Here is a 19465-nt window from a genome sequence, read left to right as displayed (position 1 = left end):
ATTAATTATTACATTGCCATCCCAAACCATAAAAAATTGAAAATTACCTTAAGAGAATATGTGAAGAAAAGAAATGGTGTGCCAATGGGGCATCCAAAATCTTTACGTAATATGTTGTACAGATCCTTCGGTGCAAAAAATTTTGGTGTTTTTTGGCATTACTGGAATCCTATTTTTGGGTATTATCTGGGAAAACTGGTTTTTAAACCTTTACGAAGGTATATGCCTGCAAGACTTTCTCTTGTGTTTACTTTTGTTTTTTGTGGTTTTATACACGACCTGGTAGTGCTGTCAATTAGAGGAAGGATGTCGTATTTCTTTATGATTTGGTTTTTATTTATGGCAGTCGGGGTGCTGATAAGCCGTTGGTTGAAACACGATCTTTCCAGGTTGCCATGGTTGTTTCGAGCCACATACAATCTAAGCTACATAGGACTCACATTTTATACCGCCTCGTACGTAGATTATGCTATAAGTGTACTATGGTAGTCTGCTCCTTTTGCATCTAAAAGCTGAATAAGCTCAGCGAGGGGCTCACTTAATAATGTTTAGCAGCCATTTGTATACCTTGTCTTAAAGAGCCGAAAACAAATAGTTTTAAGAAGGTTCTGTTAATCGCTTAGCTTATTGAATATAAGTTTAGCAGTATTCATACTGGCACCTTTACCGCCTAATTGTTTTTCAAGTTCATAATAGTCTAAGAAGACTTGCTTACGATGTTCCGGGTCTAATATCCTGTCAAGTTCATGTTTTAAACGTTTGGTGTTAAAATCATTTTGAATGAGCTCAGTAACGACCGGCTTATCCATGATAAGGTTTACTAAAGAAATATACTTAAGCGTAATTATACGCTTGGCGATCTGATACGAAAACCAATTGCCTTTATAACAAACGACCTCAGGTACTTTAAATAGTGCTGTTTCAAGAGTAGCAGTGCCACTTGTTACCAGTGCGGCTTCTGCCAGGCTTAATAAATCATAAGTCTTGTTAGTGACAAAATGTACATTGGCTGAACCGATAAATTGTTGATAAAACTCATACTCCTGACTTGGTGCTCCGGCAATGACAAATTGATAAGATTCATATTCGTCGACAACACTCAACATAACCGATAACATCTTGGTAATCTCCTGCTTGCGACTGCCTGGTAAGATAGCAATAATCGGTCGGTCATCTAGCTTATTTTCTTTTCTGAACTCCTCAGGATATACTTGTTCCCTGTTAGCAATGGCATCTATGAGTGGATGGCCCACAAAGTGCACGGGAAACTGATGCTTCTGCTCGTAAAAATCTTTTTCAAAAGGAAGAATTACGTACATTTCATCAATATCTCGCTTAATAGCTTTGATTCGATTCTCCTTCCAGGCCCATATTTGCGGAGAAATATAGTAGTGAGTTTTAAAACCCTCTTCTTTTGCCCATTTGGCAATCCGCATATTGAATCCAGGGTAATCAACGAAAATTAATACATCCGGTTGGTATTTGGTAATGTCTTCTTTACAAAATTTAATATTGTTGAGAATTGTTTTTAGGTTCATTAATACTTCCATGAATCCCATAAAAGCCAGGTCTCGGTAATGTTTTACAAGAGTCCCGCCAACATCTTGCATAAGATCACCTCCCCAAAATCTGAATTCGGCTTCCGGATCAGTTTTTTTTAGGGACTTCATAAGGTTGGAGGCGTGTAAATCACCCGAAGCTTCACCAGCTATTATATAGTACTTCATACCGTTTTATTACAAAGGGCTAATTTCCGAAAATTTTATAAAATAAGATAATTAGTGCGGTAAGTAAGGTGGCGACAAGAACCCCTCTTGCTCTCAAATCTCGCTTAATTTTCAAAAATCCAAAAAAGGCTAATAAATTTAAAAGAGCACCAAGCGCAAGGATGCTTCCTAAATAACCCTGTTCCTGGGCAATTTCGTAGGTTTGACTTAAGCTTAGTTTTGAGAAGATTAACATATACATTAAAGAACCAACAGTATTGGCTATAATTCCTACCAGAAATCCTATAACCATTTCTTTTCTTTTAATCATTGAGGTTCCAGGTATTAAGGTCTTGAATCGTGTGATGTGCAGTTAGATCAAATTGAACAGGGACAACAGATATATAACCATGTGCCAGGGCCCATTCATCAGTATCTTCACCTTTATCAAGGTTCACAAATTTACCCGTAAGCCAATAATATTCTTTTCCAAGAGGGTTGGTGCGCTTATCAAACTCTTCCATCCAGGTAGCACGAGCTTGACGACAAATTTTAATGCCTCTTATTTCTTCTTTTGGAAGCCTTGGGAAATTAACATTGAGAACAGTGTCTTTGGGAATCCCATTTTTTAAAGCAGCGATAGTGATGGTTTTAACATATTCTTTTACCGGTTCAAAGTTCGCCTCAATGGCATAATCGCATAAAGAAAACCCTATTGAAGGAATATTTTCAATCCCAGCTTCCACTGCGGCACTCATAGTACCGGAATAAATGACATTAATAGAAGAATTCGATCCGTGATTGATGCCACTGACACACAGATCAGGTTTGCGCTCAAGTATTTCATTAACTGCCAATTTAACACAATCTGCCGGGGTCCCGCTACAGCTATATTCTTTTTGCGGACCATCATCTATCTTCACGGCGTTGGAGTATAAGGTGCTGTTAATTGTAATAGCATGACCCATAGCACTTTGCGGGCTATCGGGTGCTACTACAACTACATTGCCGATTTCATTCATTATGTGTATTAATGTCCTTAGTCCTGGAGCGGTAATTCCGTCGTCATTGGTCACCAAGATTAATGGCTTTTTTTGCATATCTTTATGAGTATTGAGGCACTAAAATAAGCAATTTGGACCGTACTTTTACGTTTAACAAAAAATTAGTAGCATTCGCTGTTGATGGCACGGTTTTTTCTGTATTTTAGTCGACCTTTAGTCGAATCTATTGATAAAAAAATGAGATTATTGTTAAATAAGTAAGTTTTTTATAGATTGAAAAAATATTATCCGAAGCCCAATGGTTAATAATGATGATGATGGTTTCGGTACATTTAAAAATAAAAATATGATGAAAAGAAATTTAGTATACTTGTTAGGAGGGCTATTAATATTAGTAGCTTCATGTAGTTTTACCAATAAATCATTCGAAGGTTCAGATAAAGATAAATTATTGGTAGATCTAATTGCATATGTATTGGAGAAAGGACATTTGAGCCCTAAAGATTTCAATGATGCGTTTTCTAAAGATGTTTACGATGATTATATAGAGGCCTTAGATCCATTGAAACGCTATTTTCTTGAATCAGATATTAAAGAATTCAGTAAGTACCGCGAAGCCATTGATGATCAAATAAAGGCATCCGATGTGGCCTTTTTTAATCTGACCTATGATCGATTGATGCAAAGAATGTCAGAGGCGAGGGAAATCTACAAGGAAGTACTAAAAAAGCCATTTGATTTTAATGTCGAAGAACGTATCGATTTGGATTATGAAAAGCATGCCTACGCTAAAAATAAAAAGGAACTTACGGAACGCTGGAGACAACAGTTGAAGTTCAGTGCATTAGAGCGTTATGCCGGAGCTCTGGAAAATGACAAAATAGTAAAAGAAGATGGAGAACTTCAGGATGTTGCTCCCAATGGTAAAGTAACCGATAAGGTAGCAACCGAAAAGGAAGCAAGAGAGAATACTTTAACAGCCATGGATGATTACTTTAATTTCATGGATGATTTGGAGCGTACAGATTGGTTTGTGATTTATTTAAATTCTATTGTCGAGGAGTTTGATCCTCATACCTCTTATATGGCGCCAGAAGCCAAAGAGCGTTTTGATACTGATATGTCAGGGAAATTCGAAGGTATTGGAGCGCGCTTACAGAAAAAGAACGACTATATTAAAATTGTTGAGATCATTTCTGGAGGACCGGCTTGGAGAGAGAACGAGCTGGAAGTGGGAGATGAGATAATAAAAGTGGCCCAGGAAAATGAAGAGCCTGTAGATGTTGTTGGAATGCGTTTGAATGATGCCGTTAAATTGATCAAAGGACCAAAAGGATCTAAGGTGTTTTTAACCCTTAAGCGTGTTGATGGTACAATCGAAGAGATTTCAATCACAAGAGATGTTGTAGAGCTGGAAGAGTCTTATGTTAAGTCTTCTACCGTTGATAAAGATGGTAATACTTATGGCGTTATTAACTTGCCGAAATTCTATGTAGACTTCACAGACTATACTAAAAGAAATGCGGCATCTGATGTTGCCAAGGAGATTGCCAGACTTAAGAAAGAGGGAATGCAAGGTCTTGTTCTTGATTTACGTAATAATGGTGGAGGTTCCTTAAAAACTGTAGTCGATATGGCAGGTTTGTTTATTGAAGAAGGGCCTATCGTTCAAATAAAATCAACAGGAAAACGTCAGGAAGTTTTAGAAGATACTGATGATGAAATTCAATGGAATGGACCATTGGTGATTTTGGTAAATGAACTTTCTGCCTCTGCTTCAGAGATTTTAGCTGCTGCAATGCAAGATTATAAACGTGCAATTGTAATTGGGAGCAAACAGACATATGGTAAGGGTACAGTTCAGAATATAATTGATTTAAACCAATTCTTAAGAGGAGATAATGATTTTGGAAATGTAGGCGCCATGAAGTTAACTACCCAAAAATTTTATAGAATTAATGGGGGGTCTACCCAGTTAGAAGGAGTTAAAAGTGATGTGGTGGTTCCAGATCGTTATAGTTATATCAATATTGGAGAAAAAGATCAGGAGAATCCACTTCCATGGGATAAAATTGATCCTGCTACTTACGAAACATGGGATGGTTATATAGACTATGAAGAGGCCATAAATAAAAGTAAAAAACGTATGGCTGAAAATCCACAATTAAAACTTATTGATTCAAATGCACGTTGGGTGAAAAGCCAGCAGGATATTAAGCAATATTCATTGAATTATGACGAATATGTGAATGAGATGAATAAAGATAAGGAGACGGTAAAACAATTCAGAGCGATTTCTGATTATAAAACCAACCTTACCTTCAGTTCATTACCATATGAGAAAACTTTAATGGCGAAGGATAGTGTTTTAGAACAAAAGAGAGACCGTTGGCACAGAGATCTTTCTAAAGATGTTTATATGGAGGAAGCTCTTAACGTGTTAGAAGATCTGCACTTAAGTAATATTAAAAGAGGTAAATTGGCCGATATTAAAGGGTAATTTATGAGCGTAAGTTCAAACTCATTAACTCATATTGCGCTCCAAAAGTTCAAAAGGAACTTTTGGGGCGTTTTAAGTTTCTGGATTATTATACTCTGTGGAGTGGTTGCATTATTAGCCTATGTGTTGGCTCCTGATAAATCGACAAATGCAAATCAAATGCATTTATCAATCCACTCTAAAAAACCTGGCTTTAAGGTAACCATGCTTACGATTCCCGGTAGTCAGAGTCAACAATCAGCGTTAGATAAAATGTTATTTGGTGTTAAAAATTCCGATACTGAAATACCTATACGCTCATTCCGTTTTGAGGAGGATGCGCTTATTTATACTCCTTACAGCGAAGAAGGGGAGAGTGGGATAGAAAAGAAGGTGGTATTGTCGAATTTCCCAAATAATAGCGATGCCGGAAATATCACAGATCAATATATTAAGGAAAAGAAGTTTTTATTAGGTACTGATAAGTATGGAAGGGATCTTCTCAGTAGATTGTTGGTAGGCGCAAGAATATCTTTTTCTATAGGATTTGTCGCTGTGATCATTTCATTGGTAATTGGGATGTTCATGGGGGCTGTCGCCGGTTATTTCGGTGGTAAAGTTGATGCCTTTATTATGTGGATTATCAATATTACATGGTCCATTCCTACACTGTTATTGGTAATTGCGATTACTTTAGCTTTAGGCAAAGGATTTTGGCAGGTTTTTATAGCCGTAGGTCTTACGATGTGGGTAGAGGTTGCCAGGGTTGTGAGAGGTCAAATAATGGGGGTGAAGGAAATGCAATATGTGACGGCGGCCAGAGCCTTAGGGTTTAAAAGTCATCGTATAATTTTTCATCATATTATTCCTAATATTATGGCTCCTATTATTGTAATTTCGGCAGCTAACTTTGCTGCAGCAATTCTAATTGAAAGCGGGTTGAGTTTTCTCGGAATCGGTGCGCAACCGCCTACGCCTAGCTGGGGCGCCATGATAAAAGATCATTATAACTACATTATTTTAGGAAAACCATATCTTGCAATTGTACCCGGTTTGGCAATTATGATTTTAGTAATGGCTTTCATGCTTGTAGGCAATGCATTAAGAGATGCCATGGATGTAAAGAATTAGTATGCGAAAAAAATATATGTACAGGGTGCTGCTTGCCTTAGTTATGATTGGTTTCTTCTTGTTTGAAAAATATTATGACGCTAATGCAAGTGCTGTATCTGAAAAAAACAGTAATAATGAATTTATAATAGACTCCGGAGATATCTCATCCCCTGAGAGCTTCAGGGACTTTTTGCCTTCCACAACAACGAATACAATCATTCATCATAATTTTTACAGCTTGTCCTATAATGAAGATCATGAGCAATCAGAATGGGTGGCATATGAGCTAAAGAAGGAGCATCTGACTAACGATGATCGAAAACGTCCTTATTTTGAAATGGATTCTGAGGTGGGTACCGGTTCCGCTCATTGGCAGAATTTTAAAAACTCAGGTTACGATCGTGGCCATTTATGTCCTGCCGGTGATCGACGATTTTCAATTGCTGCTTATGAGGAAACTTTTTTAACCAGCAATATAAGTCCGCAAAATCATCAGTTTAACAGTGGTGTCTGGAACCGTCTCGAACAACAAGTGCGTTATTGGGCAGAAAAGCACGGCAATCTCCTGGTGATTACCGGTGCGGTACTTACGGATGGCTTAGCTACTATCGGTAGTGAAAAGGTTTCGGTTCCTGAACAATTTTACAAGATTGTTTTTAAGCAATCTGATGTTGGCTATGAGGTAATTACTTTTCTTATACCACATGAGGCATCAGAGGCACCGTTAGATACTTTTATAGTTCCCGTTGATACCTTGGAGTCATTGACAGGAATTGACTTTTTTTACAGGCTTAAAGATGAGGTCGAATTCAAATTAGAAAGTGAATTAAAAAAACAACCTTGGTTTGATTAATCAATTACATCCAGTCATCTCTGCGGTTGGCATCCAGTCTGATAAAAATAAAAAGTAGAATAGTAAAGCCCCAAAGCCCGGAACCACCATAACTAAAAAACGGTAAAGGAATACCAATGGTTGGAAGCAATCCGATCACCATACCAATATTAATGGCAAAGTGAAATAAGAGGATTGATGCCACACTATAGCCATAGATGCGGCTGAATTGAGATCGTTGCCGCTCCGCCAGAAATAATATCCTGAGAATTAATAATGAGAATAGAATAATAACTCCTGCGCTGCCCAGAAAGCCCCATTCTTCCCCTACAGTACTAAAAATATAATCAGTATGCTGTTCTGGCACAAAATTACCCTTGGTTCTTGTGCCTTCAAGAAACCCCTTTCCTGTTAATCCTCCGGATCCAATGGCCGACTCAGATTGGTATGTATTATAGCCAATCGTTTTTCTTATTTCATTTAATTTGCTTGGGTCATGTTCTAATCGTAGCCAGAGGTTAAATCGATCGCGGTGACGTTGCTCAAAAACATTTTCAAATACATAGCGCACCGACAGACAAAATAAAATGGCGGTAGTGGTCATTACCAGCATTTTGAATACAGGTATTCTGATTTTCTTTCTTTTGCGGTATAATACGAAAATAGTTGCCAGAATAAGCAATCCGGCGATTACCCATATGGCGCCAAATAATAAGGTGCTTACAAATAAAATCACAGCTGTTAGTCCTACCAGTAGATAGTAACTAGGTAAACCTTCACGGTAAAGGACAAAAAAGAAACTGGTATATACCAGGGCACTACCCGGGTCTGGTTGAGGTATAATGAACAGTGGTGGAAGGATAATGATTAAAAAGGCACGCAATTGATCTTTGAAGTCATTGATGTTCGTTTGAATATCGCTAAGAAACTTTGCCAAGGCTAATGCTGTCGCCGCTTTGGCAAACTCTGATGGTTGCAAACCAAAACTACCAAAGTTATACCACGATGTAGCTCCGTTAATGTTTTTACCAAAAACGAATAATCCCAGTAATGAGGCCAGTGAGATAAGATATATGACGCTCGAGAATCTGGCATAAAACTTTGTTTCTATGGCCAGAACAAAAATGATTAATAATACACTGAGCCCTATAAAAATAAGCTGCCTGCCATAGGGTTGATCGAAATTGAATATAGTTGGATTTTCATCAGTCATGGTTGTGGAGTAGATGTTCAACCACCCAATAAAAACCAAGGCAAAATATAATAGTATAGATAGCCAGTCTATTTGTTGAATTACTCTGTTTCTCATTGATTAATTTCAAATGGTTCACCACTTAGAGGTTTTGCATACTCATCAGCTAAGCTTCCTTCTAACATTCTTTTTTCTAAATCGGTACGCGTTATCTTACCGCGTAAGTATTTTTCAACCATTAACGAAGCGATAGGTGCAGCATAGCGCGATCCCCAATATCCATTTTCAACAAATACAGCCAGGGCTATTTTCGGATTTTCTACAGGAGCAAAGGCAATGAAAATAGAGTGGTCAGTCAATTGCTGCCGTTTACCGTCAATCTTTGTGAAGTTTTCTGCAGTTCCGGTTTTACCTGCTATGTTTATACTGTCAACCTGTACAAAACGGGCAGTACCACGCTTGTATACATCCCACATGCCTAAAACCACGTCATCGAAATGACGTTTAGAGATGGTGGTTTGGTTGGGGGTTGTAAACTTCTCGTCGATCGGGGTTCCCTCAATGTTTTTGATGATATGAGGAGTATAGTAATATCCTCTGTTGGCAATAGCTGCAGTCATATTAGCTAACTGAATTGGGGTTGTTAATATTTCCCCTTGTCCAATACCATTTGAAATGGTTGTTTCAGCCCGCCATTGAAAATCAGGATATGCTCTGTTATAAGTTAAACTGTCAGGAACTCGTCCGGCACGACCTGTTGACAGATCATTACCTAAATAATTACCTAAGCCAAAGCTCTTAGCATGATTCGTCCAGGCCTGAAGCCCCTCCTCAGGAGTTGGGTACTTCTCAATAATCTTTTTATAAGCATCCGCAAAATAAGCATTACAAGATCGATAGGTGGCCGATTGCAATTCGTTTAGAGTGCCGCTTACGCAATGACAGGCCATAAACCTGTTACGTCCGTATCGATATCCGTGGTAACATCTGATGGTAGTGTGTTCGTCAATTACACCCTCTTCCAGTCCGATCAGACCATTAAGAATTTTAAATGGAGATCCCGGAGGGTATTCGGCTAAGATACTTCTGTCGTATAAAGGGTTGGCAATGGAATCTAAATATAGCCTGCTGTAATTTTTAGAACGTTCCCTTCCTACAAGTAAAGCCGGATCATAAGATGGTGCCGAAATCATTGCTAAGATTTCTCCTGTTTTTGGTTCAATAGCAACAATGCCCCCTCTTTTATTTATCATAAGTTGCTCACCATAGGCTTGAAGGGTTTTGTCAATGGTGATAGTTATATCTTTACCCTGAACGGGCAGCGTGTCATATAAACCATCTTTGTATGGCCCCAGGTCCCTGTTAAATCGGTCCTTTTGAATGAATTTAACACCTTTTCTTCCTCTGAGGGTCTCTTCGTAAACCTTTTCAACACCATTTCTGCCTATGAGTTCACCTGCCTGATAGTATGGATTGCTTTTTAATTCATATTCATTCACCTCACTAATGTACCCCAAAACATTCGCCCCGGAAGATGTTTGATAATGTCTTAATGAACGTTTTTGTATATAAAAACCTTCATATTTTCTCATTTTCTCTTGTAGGGTGGCATATTCGCTTTTTGACAGCTGGGGGACAAAAACGGAAGGTAGTCGTGGTGAATATACACGAGCTTTATTGTATTTTTTAATAAAATCCTCCTTGGTAATATTTAATAAATTACAAAACTCTAAGGTGTCTAAAGGCTTTACATCCTTAGGTATAACCATAATGTCATAAGCTGGTTGATTGGAAACAAGAAGGTCGCCATTTCTATCATAGATATAACCCCGCTCCGGATAATCGTAAACCGCTTTGATGGCGGTGTCTTCAAGTGGATTTTTATTGGAACTATCGATAAGTTGCAGGTATGACAATCTGCCTATATATACTATAGCAATAATAATGATAATAGCTGCTAAAAGTAATTTTCTCATCGTTTCTTTCTGCTAAATAAAACCATAAACAAAATGCACAGGCATGATGTAAAGATGGAGGTAAATAATGTCTTCTTGAGAATAAAAGGTATATCTGTAAAGCTAAAAATCTCCAGGCAAAAAAGGATTAAATGATGTGTTAAAATTAAAAGTATTATATATAAAGATCTTTGGCCTAACGAAGTAGCTGCAATCTTTAAAGTTTGGTACTCGTATGCATTTCTGAATACCCATCTTAACACTACCGGGCGGATATAGGCGATAGTAACACTGGCTACGGCATGTACTCCACCACTGTCTGAAAATAAATCTATAGAAACGCCAATTAGAAAGGATAGAAAGATAAACAGCATTCTGGATTCCTTTTTAACAGGAAACAGAAGGATAAAAAGGGTATAAACATAAGGATTGATATAACCAAATAAATTAATGTGGTTAAAAACCAAAACCTGGGCTAGCACCAATATAAAAAAGCGTACAATGATCTTAATTAAGTCGTTATTCATTTATGGTTTCGCTTTCTAATTGTTTAATCTCTTTTTTATGTTCATTATTTATAACATACACATGTCCCAGACTCGTCATGTCATTAAACAAATCGATTTCTATAATGAAATAGTTTCCGGAAACATCAGGGTTAACTTCACTAACCGAACCGATAAGGATTCCTTTAGGAAATATGGCAGACATGCCTCCTGTTATCACGGTGTCTCCTACTTTCACCGGGGCTACTCTGGATATATCAACCAACTGTACGGTTTTTTGATTTTTTCCGTCCCATTCCAGGGTGCCAAAGTGATTGGAGTTTTTTAACTGTGCGTTAATCTCTGAGATGGTGTTTAATACCGACTGAACCGTGGAATAGTTGCCTGAGGTGTTTTCGATAATGCCGACAATCCCCTTGGATGATATGACACCCATATCTTGGCGTATGCTATCATGCTCACCTTTGTTAATAGTGAGGTAATTTTTTCTTAAATCAAAACTGTTTTTAATAACCTCTGCAGGAATTACTTTATACTGTCTATTGGAAGTAGTATCGCTCATTAGGGTGTCATCGGTATGGGAAATAAGCTTATTATTGATGAGTAAAGACCTAAGGCGCTGGTTTTCTTCTACCAATTGTCGATTGTACTTCTTAAGCTCAAAGAAGTCACCAATACCATTCATAGATTCATAAATTCCACCAGATAACCAGTTGGCGGAATTTATGAATTTACTTTTATGATAGGAATGCGATTGAAACGTGAATCCTAATGATATTGATAGGAGCAACAGATATAGGAAGAACGTTTTGTTCCTTATAAAAAAATTAATAATCTGCTGCATTCTCTATCTCTATTTTATCAGTATAGGCTTGTATTTATCTAAGTTCTTAAGTGCGATTCCGGTACCACGTACAACAGCTCTCAGAGGATCTTCAGCTATATATACGGGCAAATCTGTCTTTTGGGATATCCTTTTGTCTAATCCTCTTAACATAGATCCACCACCAGCAAGGTAAATACCTGTGTTATAGATATCTGCAGCTAGTTCGGGAGGGGTTTGAGATAAGGTTTCCATAACAGCATCCTCAATTCTTAATATCGATTTATCTAAAGCTTTTGCGATTTCTCGATATGAAACCTGAACTTGTTTCGGTTTACCGGTAAGAAGGTCACGTCCTTGTACACTTAGATCATCTGGTGGGACCTCGAGATCTTCTGTTGCTGCTCCAATGGCAATTTTAATATTTTCCGCAGTAGTTTCACCTACATATAGGTTGTGTTGTGTTCGCATATAGTAGATGATGTCATTGTTGAATACATCACCTGCAATCTTAACCGATTTATCACAAACAATTCCGCCTAAAGCGATGACAGCAATCTCTGTTGTTCCTCCTCCTATATCGACTATCATGTTTCCTTTTGGTTGCATGATGTCAAGACCAATACCGATGGCTGCAGCCATGGGTTCGTGAATTAGATAAACTTCTTTGCCATTAACACGCTCGGCAGATTCTTTAACCGCACGCATTTCAACTTCAGTAATTCCTGATGGGATACATATGACCATTTTTAATGCAGGCTGGAACATTCGTTTTTTTAATGCAGGAATGCTTTTAATGAACATATTGATCATTTTTTCTGAAGCATCAAAATCTGCAATTACCCCATCCTTAAGAGGACGAATTGTTTTTATGTTCTCATGTGTTTTTCCCTGCATCATATTGGCTTGTTTACCAACTGCGATGATTTTGCCGGAAATCCTATCTCTTGCAACTATGGAAGGGCTGTCTACAACCACCTTGTCATTATGAATGATCAATGTGTTTGCAGTTCCTAAGTCAATGGCAATTTCTTCGGTTAAGAAATCAAAAAATCCCATGTATTGTGTTCAGGTTAAGTTGTTTGTTAAATGCTATTTTATCAAATGTAACAAATTAATGCTTAAAATGACGTGTTCCTGTAAATACCATAGCAAGATTATTTTCATTACAATAATCAATGCTTAATTGGTCTTTAATAGAACCGCCAGGTTGAATTACCGTAGTAATTCCAGCCTTATCTGCTATTTCAACACAATCTGGGAATGGAAAAAAAGCGTCGCTCGCCATAGCAGCTCCTTTTAAGTCAAATTCAAATGAACTTGCTTTTTCGATAGCTTGTCTTAGCGCATCAACTCTACTTGTTTGTCCAGTACCACTAGCACAAAGTTGTTTGTTCTTAGCAAGTACAATAGTGTTAGATTTAGTGTGTTTACAGATTTTAGAGGCAAACAATAAGTCTTCTAACTCATTTTCTGAAGGTTTATTGTTGGTCACTTGCGTTAAATCCTCTTTTTGATCTGTTTTTAGGTCTTTATCCTGCACCAAAACTCCATTTAAGCATGTTCTTAAATTAGTTGTTGGTAATTCAGTTTCTTTTTGAACAAGAATGATTCTGTTCTTTTTGCCTTTTAAAATCGCTACGGCATCATCAGTATATGAAGGAGCAATGACAACTTCACAAAATAATTTGTGAATTTCATCAGCAGTTTCTTTATCTATTTCAGTGTTGGCAATTAATATACCGCCAAAGGCAGAAACCGGATCGCCGGCTAAGGCATCTACATATGCTTCTTTAATCGTGTTTCTTGTCGCAACACCACAAGCGTTATTATGCTTTAATATAGCAAAGGTTGGTGCGTCGTTTTTAAACTCATTCATTAAGTTTACAGCCGCGTCAACATCGAGTAGGTTGTTGTATGATAATTCTTTTCCATGGAGCTTATCAAAAATAGCTTCCATGTCTCCGTAAAAATATCCTTTTTGATGTGGGTTTTCACCGTAACGTAAAACCTGTGCTTTATTTTCGCTCACTTTTAAGGCAGGAATATCCTGATCTTGATTAAAATAGTTGAAAATAGCAGAGTCGTAATGAGAAGAAACGTTGAATGCTTTAGTAGCAAAACGTTTTCTTTGCTCAATTGAAGTTTTTCCTTCTCCTTCTGTAATTACTTCCAGGAACTCAGCATAGTCTTCTACGGAAGCAACACAGGTAACATCTTTAAAGTTTTTTGCTGCTGCACGAATAAGTGAGATACCTCCAATGTCTATTTTCTCAATGATGTCCTGTTCAGAGGCTCCACTGGCTACAGTTTTTTCAAATGGATATAGATCGACAATAACAATGTCAATTTGCGGAATCTCAAATTTCTGTAATTCAGTCACATCACTTTCATTGTCCTGACGGTTTAGAATTCCACCAAAAACTTTAGGGTGCAAAGTTTTAACACGACCACCTAAAATAGAAGGGTAACTCGTAACGTCTTCAACAGGAACAACATCTATTCCTAAATCTTTAATAAACTTTTCTGTACCACCAGTTGAGTAGATGGTAACTCCAAGCTCGTTAAGTTTTTGTACAATAGGTTCTAAGCCCTCTTTACTGAATACCGAAATTAAAGCAGATTTTGCCGATTTTATACCATTCATTGTTGCGTTGTTTTGTATGGGTGCAAAAGTAGTTTTTTTGCTGCAAAACAGCGCAATGCATATTAGAAAAAAACAGGAAAATTAAAGTATTCCAGCGACGCTTTGGTTAACAAACTGTAAAAACTCTTCATCTTGTGCGGAAAAGGGATCGGCTGTGTGGGAGTCAATGTCTATTTGCCCGATGTTTTCATTGTTGACAAAAAGTGGAATTACGATTTCAGCTTTCACATGAATACTACATGCAATATAGTTGTTTTGCGCTTTTACATCGGGTACCACAAAATTCTGGTTGGATACAGCTACCTGCCCGCAAATACCTTTTCCGAATGGAATAATGGTATGATCCGTTGGATCGCCTGCATATGGGCCTAACTTCAGCTCTTCTTTATCACCGTTTTTGAAATAGAAGCCTACCCAGTCGTAATAGTCAATACTATTACGTAATAGGGAACAAACTTCAGTGAGTCGTTCATCAACAGATTTGCCTGAGTCTGAAAGTATATTAGTAACTTGTGGTTTTAAAACGTCAAAAGTCATTATCGTAATATTAGGGTACAAATGTATTTAAAATGATGTGGATAACGTTACATTGATTAGGTAAAATTTGTTAAAAAAATAGCAGGTAAATTTCGTGAATTTTCTAGTAAAAAATATGGTGTGTGATCGCTGCATTATGGTAGTGAAAGATGATTTTGAACAGTTAGGGTTTGATGTGATGCAAATTAGTTTGGGGTCTGTTGAAGTTAAAAGCAATTATATATCCGAAGAGGATAAATTAGATTTGGAAAAAACACTTCAAGAACATGGATTTGAATTGATTTTGGATAAGGAGGAGGCCCATAATGAGGAGATAAAGGTCTTGCTGTTAGAGTATGTAAATGGACAGTGGTTTAAAAAGTTCAATGTGTCTGATTTTTTAGCTCACAACTTACACTCAGATTATATTGCTATTAGTAGATTTTTTTCAAAAAAAAATAACCTTACCATAGAAAAGTATCTTATCAGGTTAAAAGTAGAGCGTACCAAACAGCTTATTCAGGAAGGAAAACTTAATTTCTCAGAAATAGCCTATGAACTTGGGTATAGTAACCTAAGTCACTTATCCGCACAGTTTAAAAAAGAGGTGGGGAAAAGTCTTTCTGATTATAAAAACGATGCTGATTTTCAAAGAAATCCAATAGACAAAATTGTATAAGAATATTCTAAAATTTTAAAATACGAATGCCGAATCATCTGGTACCTTAGTTCATATTATCATATTAAAAGTTTTTCGATGAAACATACATATAAAATAACAGGGATGACCTGTAATGGATGCCGGACACATGTTGAGGAAGCCTTAAACTCAACTGAAGGAGTTATAAGGGCTGCAGTCGATCTTGAGAAAGAGGAAGCTGAAATTGAAATGGATAAGCATTTGTCCATTGAAAAACTTCAGAAGGGTATTCGAAAAGCAGGTGAAAAGTATCGTATACATTTGAGTGAAGAAGAGGCGAAAAAACATAAAGTAGCTCATGATCAGTCAAGTAAGAAGGGGCAGGGGAATGGAGTTTTTTATTGTCCAATGCATTGCGAAGGTGATAAAACATACCACGAGCCCGGCGATTGTCCTGTATGTGGAATGGACCTGGTTGAACAGCCTGCGATTTCGGCCACAACCATTTATACATGTCCAATGCATCCTGAGATAGAGAAAGACGAGCCTGGAAGTTGTCCTATATGTGGAATGGAGCTTGTTCCCAAAGAGGCAGAGGAAAGTGCAGAGGTGAAAACCTATAAAAAGTTGCTAGCTAAGTTTAAAGTTGCAGTGATATTCACATTGCCTATTTTTATTATAGCAATGTCTGACATGCTTCATAACAATCCTTTATACAATGTTTTATCGCTAAAGTATTGGAATTGGATCCAATTTGGCTTGTCGCTGCCAGTAGTTTTTTATGCGACATGGATGTTTTTTGAAAGGGCTTATAAATCTATAAAAACATGGAATTTAAACATGTTTACACTGATAGGGATTGGGGCAGGAGCAGCATGGGTTTTTAGTTTTTTTGGATTGCTGTTTCCTGGTGTTTTTCCAGACCAGTTTAAAACAGAAGCTGGTACTGTACATTTGTATTTTGAAGCAGCGACGGTTATACTAACCTTGGTGTTGTTAGGTCAGCTGTTAGAAGCTCGGGCGCATAGTAAAACCAATGCTGCTATCAAAGAATTGATGAAGCTTGCTCCGAATACTGCCATTAGGGTTGTTGACGGAAATGAAGAAACAGTTTCTATCAACGCTATTAAAGTTGGAGATGTTTTAAAAGTTAAACCCGGAGATAAGGTTCCGGTTGATGGGGTTATTGTTAAGGGCAATGCATTCATAGACGAGTCTGCGATTACCGGAGAACCGGTTCCGGTTGATAAGTCAGAAAATGATCAGGTCAGCTCCGGCACCATTAATGGTAAAACATCCTTCTTAATGAAAGCCGAAAAAGTAGGAAGTGAAACTTTGTTGTCACAAATTATAGCAATGGTTAATAATGCAAGCAGGTCAAGGTCGCCTGTACAAAAGCTCGCTGATAAGATATCTGCTTACTTTGTACCAATCGTGGTGTTGATTGCAATAATTACTTTTGTCATTTGGAAAATATTTGGTCCGGAGCCTTCAATGGTTTATGCCTTTGTGAATGCAATTGCCGTATTAATTATTGCCTGCCCCTGTGCTTTAGGTCTTGCAACGCCAATGTCTGTTATGGTAGGTGTTGGTAAAGGAGCAACCTCAGGGGTCCTTATTAAAAATGCGGAAGCTCTCCAGAAATTGAGTAAAATTGATACGCTAATAATAGATAAAACCGGAACAATAACTGAAGGGAAGCCGTCGGTAGAAACTATACGAGGTGTAAGAGATGCTTATTCTGAAGAACGGGTTACCGAGATCATTGCTTCCTTGAATAGTCATAGTGAGCACCCTCTGGGTGCCGCAACAGTTGCTTATGCAAAAGAAAATAAGGTAAATGTTGGTGAGGTGGATGATTTTGAATCGGTAACTGGAAAAGGTGTGATTGGTATTTATAATGATCAGAAGGTGGGGCTTGGTAATTTTTCACTTCTTAAAGATTTTAATGTTAAGGTTGGGGAAGATGTTGAGAACGCTATTTCAGAATATCAATCGAAGGGAAAAACTGTATCAATGTTGTTTGTTGATTCACAATTAGTAGGTTTCGTAGTATTATCTGATGCGATAAAGAAAACGAGTAGTGAAGCGATTGATCGCCTGAAGGAAGAAGGAGTTGAGGTTATTATGCTTACGGGTGATAATGAAAATACAGCCCAAGCCGTGGCAGAGGAGCTTGGTTTGTCTGGTTTTAAAGCCGAATGCTTACCTGAAGATAAATTGAAAGAGGTAGAGAGGCTACAGGAGGAAGGGAAAAAAGTAGCAGTGGCCGGTGATGGTATTAATGATGCTCCTGCCCTTGCTAAAGCAGATGTTGGAATCGCTATGGGTACAGGAACAGATGTTGCTATCGAAAGCGCTGAGGTGACTTTAATCAAAGGTGATTTGAAGGGAATCGTGAAAGCAATTAACCTGAGTCATAAGGTAATGAGGAATATTAAACAAAACCTTTTTTTCGCATTGATATATAATACAATTGGGGTGCCTATAGCGGCCGGAGTTTTGTTTCCTGTTTTCGGACTATTACTGTCTCCTATGATTGCCGCTTTGGCCATGAGTTTTAGCTCGGTATCAGTAATTGCAAATGCGCTTAGGTTAAAAGCAGTGCGTATTGATTAATGAGAAAAAGAGGCTGTATCAAAAATCTTGTCGTGCGGATTGTTAAATATTTTGACAACCTGATTTGAACTCAGGTTGTCGCATTGTTTTTTTGATTTAGCTTCTTTATGGGGCTATCTGTTATATGGGTACTCGTTTATCCAGTTAAACCCTCGCTTTAAAAGAGGAAATTGTGTGTGGTCTTGTTTGATGAGCCTTATTTTTAAGGTGTCCTGATAGTAGGTTCCTTCTAGATTTAGAATGCTGTCCTGTTGGGAATACTTAAACTTGTAATAGTAATTCATTTCTTTTTTATACGGGGTTAGCTCTAATGCATAATTTGATGAATCAACTAAATGTCTAACTCCTTTCGGAGTATCATCCATATTGATTATAAGAGAAGAGTTTTTGTCGATAATTAGTTTTTTCCACCGTATGCTGTCCGTTGTTAAAGGCAGTCTTTCATTATTGTTGTATGTAAACTTTTCGACCTCGTATATTCCATAGAGTGCAGGTAATGCAGCGAATTTTCCATATTGTTTTTGTCGCTCAACCTGCTTGATAGAAAATTTAACCACCGTGTAGGAAATAAATAGGGTTTTAAATATCAGTGCTGTGATGTTCCATCGTCTCTTGTTGAAATATTTGTCATATTGAACAGGTGGTATAGGTTTGTTTAACAGGAAATAGTTTATGAGGCTTTTTAAATGTGGAATAAGAATGTAAAAAGCGATCAGCATCAGGTGAAAAGAGAATAGTTTTACCGGAATATCATAACTGACGTTCATTAGAAAAACATTTAACATGACGCCAAACGTTATGAGTGCCCCAAGTTTGGTGGTTCTTCTAAACAGTAATAATACCCCTCCGATAATTTCACTTATCCCCGAAAATATGGTATAGGTGTCAGAATACTCCATGAAGTTCCACATGAGTCCCATAGGGGACGATTGACCATAGGTTTTAACCAGGTCAAACAACGACAAACTTGAAAATTGATTCGTAAATAACTTAGACATCCCATAGGATAACATATAATAAGCCAGGTAATATCTTAAGGCTACTAAGAAGAACTGAAGTAATTTGTTGTAGTTATTACGTTTTCTATCAAGAATAGACCAAAAAAAGGTTATAATTAGGGCGAGGCCTGCAATAGAGAGTAATTTTATATAATCAGAGGTTTTGTCGCCACTGCCATTAAAAAGAATTTTGAAGTTTTGTATGTGAAATATGTTTTCTGCAACCAGGGTTGTGATCCATTTCCAAAAATTGAAAACAGCCATATAGGGATAGTTAGAAAATGGCAGGTTGCCTAATGGAAACGGAATGATGTAGAGTGCAAGATAACAAAAGGAAAGTCTGAAATAAAGCTTCTTTGAAAAACTCCAATTTGGAGTGAACGTAGTGGTTTGAGCCATAATAAAAAGATTGATGATGGCACAATGTATTAAAAA

17 protein-coding genes are annotated in these 19465 nt (G+C 37.5%); 6 read left to right on the top strand and 11 right to left on the bottom strand.

Features of this window, described 5'->3' with window-relative positions; genetic code table 11:
• The first annotated feature begins 36 nt into the window (after window positions 1-36).
• Window positions 37-489: a hypothetical protein gene (locus BM361_RS00315; RefSeq protein ID WP_083425822.1), complete on the top strand. Its 453-nt coding sequence runs from the start codon at window positions 37-39 to the stop codon at window positions 487-489.
• Between the two features lie 122 nt (window positions 490-611).
• Here BM361_RS00315 and lpxB read toward each other — a convergent pair whose 3' ends face one another.
• Genes lpxB through surE form a run of 3 tightly spaced genes read right to left on the bottom strand, consistent with a single transcriptional unit; the run spans window position 612 to window position 2806 of the window.
• Complete coding sequence (lpxB, locus tag BM361_RS00310) at window positions 612-1727, bottom strand: lipid-A-disaccharide synthase (protein WP_074976196.1); 1116 nt, start codon at window positions 1725-1727, stop codon at window positions 612-614.
• Between the two features lie 19 nt (window positions 1728-1746).
• Complete coding sequence (locus tag BM361_RS00305) at window positions 1747-2037, bottom strand: hypothetical protein (protein WP_074976195.1); 291 nt, start codon at window positions 2035-2037, stop codon at window positions 1747-1749.
• Window positions 2030-2806 (bottom strand): 5'/3'-nucleotidase SurE, encoded by a 777-nt coding sequence (gene surE / locus BM361_RS00300; protein ID WP_038268927.1) that lies wholly within the window; start codon window positions 2804-2806, stop codon window positions 2030-2032. The genes BM361_RS00305 and surE overlap by 8 nt, the downstream gene beginning before the upstream one ends.
• A 253-nt stretch (window positions 2807-3059) precedes the next feature.
• Between surE and BM361_RS00295 the strand changes: the two genes are divergently transcribed.
• Genes BM361_RS00295 through BM361_RS00285 form a run of 3 tightly spaced genes read left to right on the top strand, consistent with a single transcriptional unit; the run spans window position 3060 to window position 7155 of the window.
• The gene (locus BM361_RS00295) at window positions 3060-5210 is read left to right on the top strand and encodes a carboxy terminal-processing peptidase (protein ID WP_074976672.1); all 2151 of its coding nucleotides are present in this window, start codon (window positions 3060-3062) and stop codon (window positions 5208-5210) included.
• Window positions 5211-5213: 3 nt separating this feature from the next.
• Window positions 5214-6320, top strand: a complete 1107-nt coding sequence (locus tag BM361_RS00290) for an ABC transporter permease (protein ID WP_074976193.1) — start codon at window positions 5214-5216, stop codon at window positions 6318-6320.
• Between the two features lies 1 nt (window position 6321).
• Window positions 6322-7155, top strand: a complete 834-nt coding sequence (locus BM361_RS00285; protein ID WP_074976191.1) for a DNA/RNA non-specific endonuclease — start codon at window positions 6322-6324, stop codon at window positions 7153-7155.
• 4 nt (window positions 7156-7159) lie between these two features.
• On the opposite strand, the gene rodA is transcribed toward BM361_RS00285, so the two are convergent.
• The 7 genes from rodA to BM361_RS00250 all read right to left on the bottom strand — a co-directional run bounded on the left by rodA (window position 7160) and on the right by BM361_RS00250 (window position 14794).
• Entirely contained in the window at window positions 7160-8443 is a 1284-nt protein-coding gene (gene rodA, locus BM361_RS00280; RefSeq protein ID WP_038268935.1) for a rod shape-determining protein RodA, read from the bottom strand.
• Complete coding sequence (gene mrdA, locus BM361_RS00275; protein WP_074976189.1) at window positions 8440-10302, bottom strand: penicillin-binding protein 2; 1863 nt, start codon at window positions 10300-10302, stop codon at window positions 8440-8442. The genes rodA and mrdA overlap by 4 nt, the downstream gene beginning before the upstream one ends.
• Window positions 10299-10808 (bottom strand): rod shape-determining protein MreD, encoded by a 510-nt coding sequence (locus BM361_RS00270; RefSeq protein WP_074976188.1) that lies wholly within the window; start codon window positions 10806-10808, stop codon window positions 10299-10301. The genes mrdA and BM361_RS00270 overlap by 4 nt, the downstream gene beginning before the upstream one ends.
• Window positions 10801-11631, bottom strand: a complete 831-nt coding sequence (gene mreC / locus BM361_RS00265) for a rod shape-determining protein MreC (protein ID WP_074976186.1) — start codon at window positions 11629-11631, stop codon at window positions 10801-10803. The genes BM361_RS00270 and mreC overlap by 8 nt, the downstream gene beginning before the upstream one ends.
• A gap of 9 nt (window positions 11632-11640) precedes the next feature.
• Window positions 11641-12669, bottom strand: a complete 1029-nt coding sequence (locus BM361_RS00260; protein ID WP_038268945.1) for a rod shape-determining protein — start codon at window positions 12667-12669, stop codon at window positions 11641-11643.
• Between the two features lie 55 nt (window positions 12670-12724).
• A complete protein-coding gene (gene purH, locus BM361_RS00255; protein ID WP_038268947.1) occupies window positions 12725-14257 on the bottom strand; it encodes a bifunctional phosphoribosylaminoimidazolecarboxamide formyltransferase/IMP cyclohydrolase in 1533 nt (510 codons plus the stop codon).
• Between the two features lie 81 nt (window positions 14258-14338).
• A complete protein-coding gene (locus tag BM361_RS00250) occupies window positions 14339-14794 on the bottom strand; it encodes a GAF domain-containing protein (protein WP_074976185.1) in 456 nt (151 codons plus the stop codon).
• A 136-nt stretch (window positions 14795-14930) separates the two neighbouring features.
• Here BM361_RS00250 and BM361_RS00245 point away from each other — a divergent pair, with 136 nt between their 5' ends.
• Together BM361_RS00245 and BM361_RS00240 are read left to right on the top strand one after the other, a co-directional pair.
• Window positions 14931-15452 (top strand): AraC family transcriptional regulator, encoded by a 522-nt coding sequence (locus BM361_RS00245; RefSeq protein ID WP_175496530.1) that lies wholly within the window; start codon window positions 14931-14933, stop codon window positions 15450-15452.
• A gap of 78 nt (window positions 15453-15530) precedes the next feature.
• On the top strand, window positions 15531-18032 hold the full coding sequence (locus BM361_RS00240) for a heavy metal translocating P-type ATPase (RefSeq protein ID WP_074976181.1): 2502 nt from the start codon (window positions 15531-15533) through the stop codon (window positions 18030-18032).
• A 113-nt stretch (window positions 18033-18145) separates the two neighbouring features.
• Here the strand turns inward: BM361_RS00240 and BM361_RS00235 are convergent, their stop codons facing one another.
• Window positions 18146-19429 (bottom strand): DoxX family protein, encoded by a 1284-nt coding sequence (locus tag BM361_RS00235; protein ID WP_074976179.1) that lies wholly within the window; start codon window positions 19427-19429, stop codon window positions 18146-18148.
• Window positions 19430-19465 lie beyond the last annotated feature (36 nt).

Source organism: Zhouia amylolytica, assembly GCF_900116365.1.
Lineage (GTDB): Bacteria > Bacteroidota > Bacteroidia > Flavobacteriales > Flavobacteriaceae > Zhouia > Zhouia amylolytica.
Note: the sequence above shows the minus strand (reverse complement) of the source record. Positions and strands in the feature narration are given on the sequence as shown.

What these genes read in the sequence shown, in the direction of transcription:
- lpxB (WP_074976196.1), bottom strand. Translation starts at nt 1,727, where the DNA reads ATGAAGTACTATATAATAGCTGGTGAAGCTTCGGGTGATTTACACGCC.
- BM361_RS00305 (WP_074976195.1), bottom strand. Translation starts at nt 2,037, where the DNA reads ATGATTAAAAGAAAAGAAATGGTTATAGGATTTCTGGTAGGAATTATA.
- surE (WP_038268927.1), bottom strand. Translation starts at nt 2,806, where the DNA reads ATGCAAAAAAAGCCATTAATCTTGGTGACCAATGACGACGGAATTACC.
- BM361_RS00295 (WP_074976672.1), top strand. Translation starts at nt 3,060, where the DNA reads ATGAAAAGAAATTTAGTATACTTGTTAGGAGGGCTATTAATATTAGTA.
- BM361_RS00290 (WP_074976193.1), top strand. Translation starts at nt 5,214, where the DNA reads ATGAGCGTAAGTTCAAACTCATTAACTCATATTGCGCTCCAAAAGTTC.
- BM361_RS00285 (WP_074976191.1), top strand. Translation starts at nt 6,322, where the DNA reads ATGCGAAAAAAATATATGTACAGGGTGCTGCTTGCCTTAGTTATGATT.
- rodA (WP_038268935.1), bottom strand. Translation starts at nt 8,443, where the DNA reads ATGAGAAACAGAGTAATTCAACAAATAGACTGGCTATCTATACTATTA.
- mrdA (WP_074976189.1), bottom strand. Translation starts at nt 10,302, where the DNA reads ATGAGAAAATTACTTTTAGCAGCTATTATCATTATTATTGCTATAGTA.
- BM361_RS00270 (WP_074976188.1), bottom strand. Translation starts at nt 10,808, where the DNA reads ATGAATAACGACTTAATTAAGATCATTGTACGCTTTTTTATATTGGTG.
- mreC (WP_074976186.1), bottom strand. Translation starts at nt 11,631, where the DNA reads ATGCAGCAGATTATTAATTTTTTTATAAGGAACAAAACGTTCTTCCTA.
- BM361_RS00260 (WP_038268945.1), bottom strand. Translation starts at nt 12,669, where the DNA reads ATGGGATTTTTTGATTTCTTAACCGAAGAAATTGCCATTGACTTAGGA.
- purH (WP_038268947.1), bottom strand. Translation starts at nt 14,257, where the DNA reads ATGAATGGTATAAAATCGGCAAAATCTGCTTTAATTTCGGTATTCAGT.
- BM361_RS00250 (WP_074976185.1), bottom strand. Translation starts at nt 14,794, where the DNA reads ATGACTTTTGACGTTTTAAAACCACAAGTTACTAATATACTTTCAGAC.
- BM361_RS00245 (WP_175496530.1), top strand. Translation starts at nt 14,931, where the DNA reads ATGGTAGTGAAAGATGATTTTGAACAGTTAGGGTTTGATGTGATGCAA.
- BM361_RS00240 (WP_074976181.1), top strand. Translation starts at nt 15,531, where the DNA reads ATGAAACATACATATAAAATAACAGGGATGACCTGTAATGGATGCCGG.
- BM361_RS00235 (WP_074976179.1), bottom strand. Translation starts at nt 19,429, where the DNA reads ATGGCTCAAACCACTACGTTCACTCCAAATTGGAGTTTTTCAAAGAAG.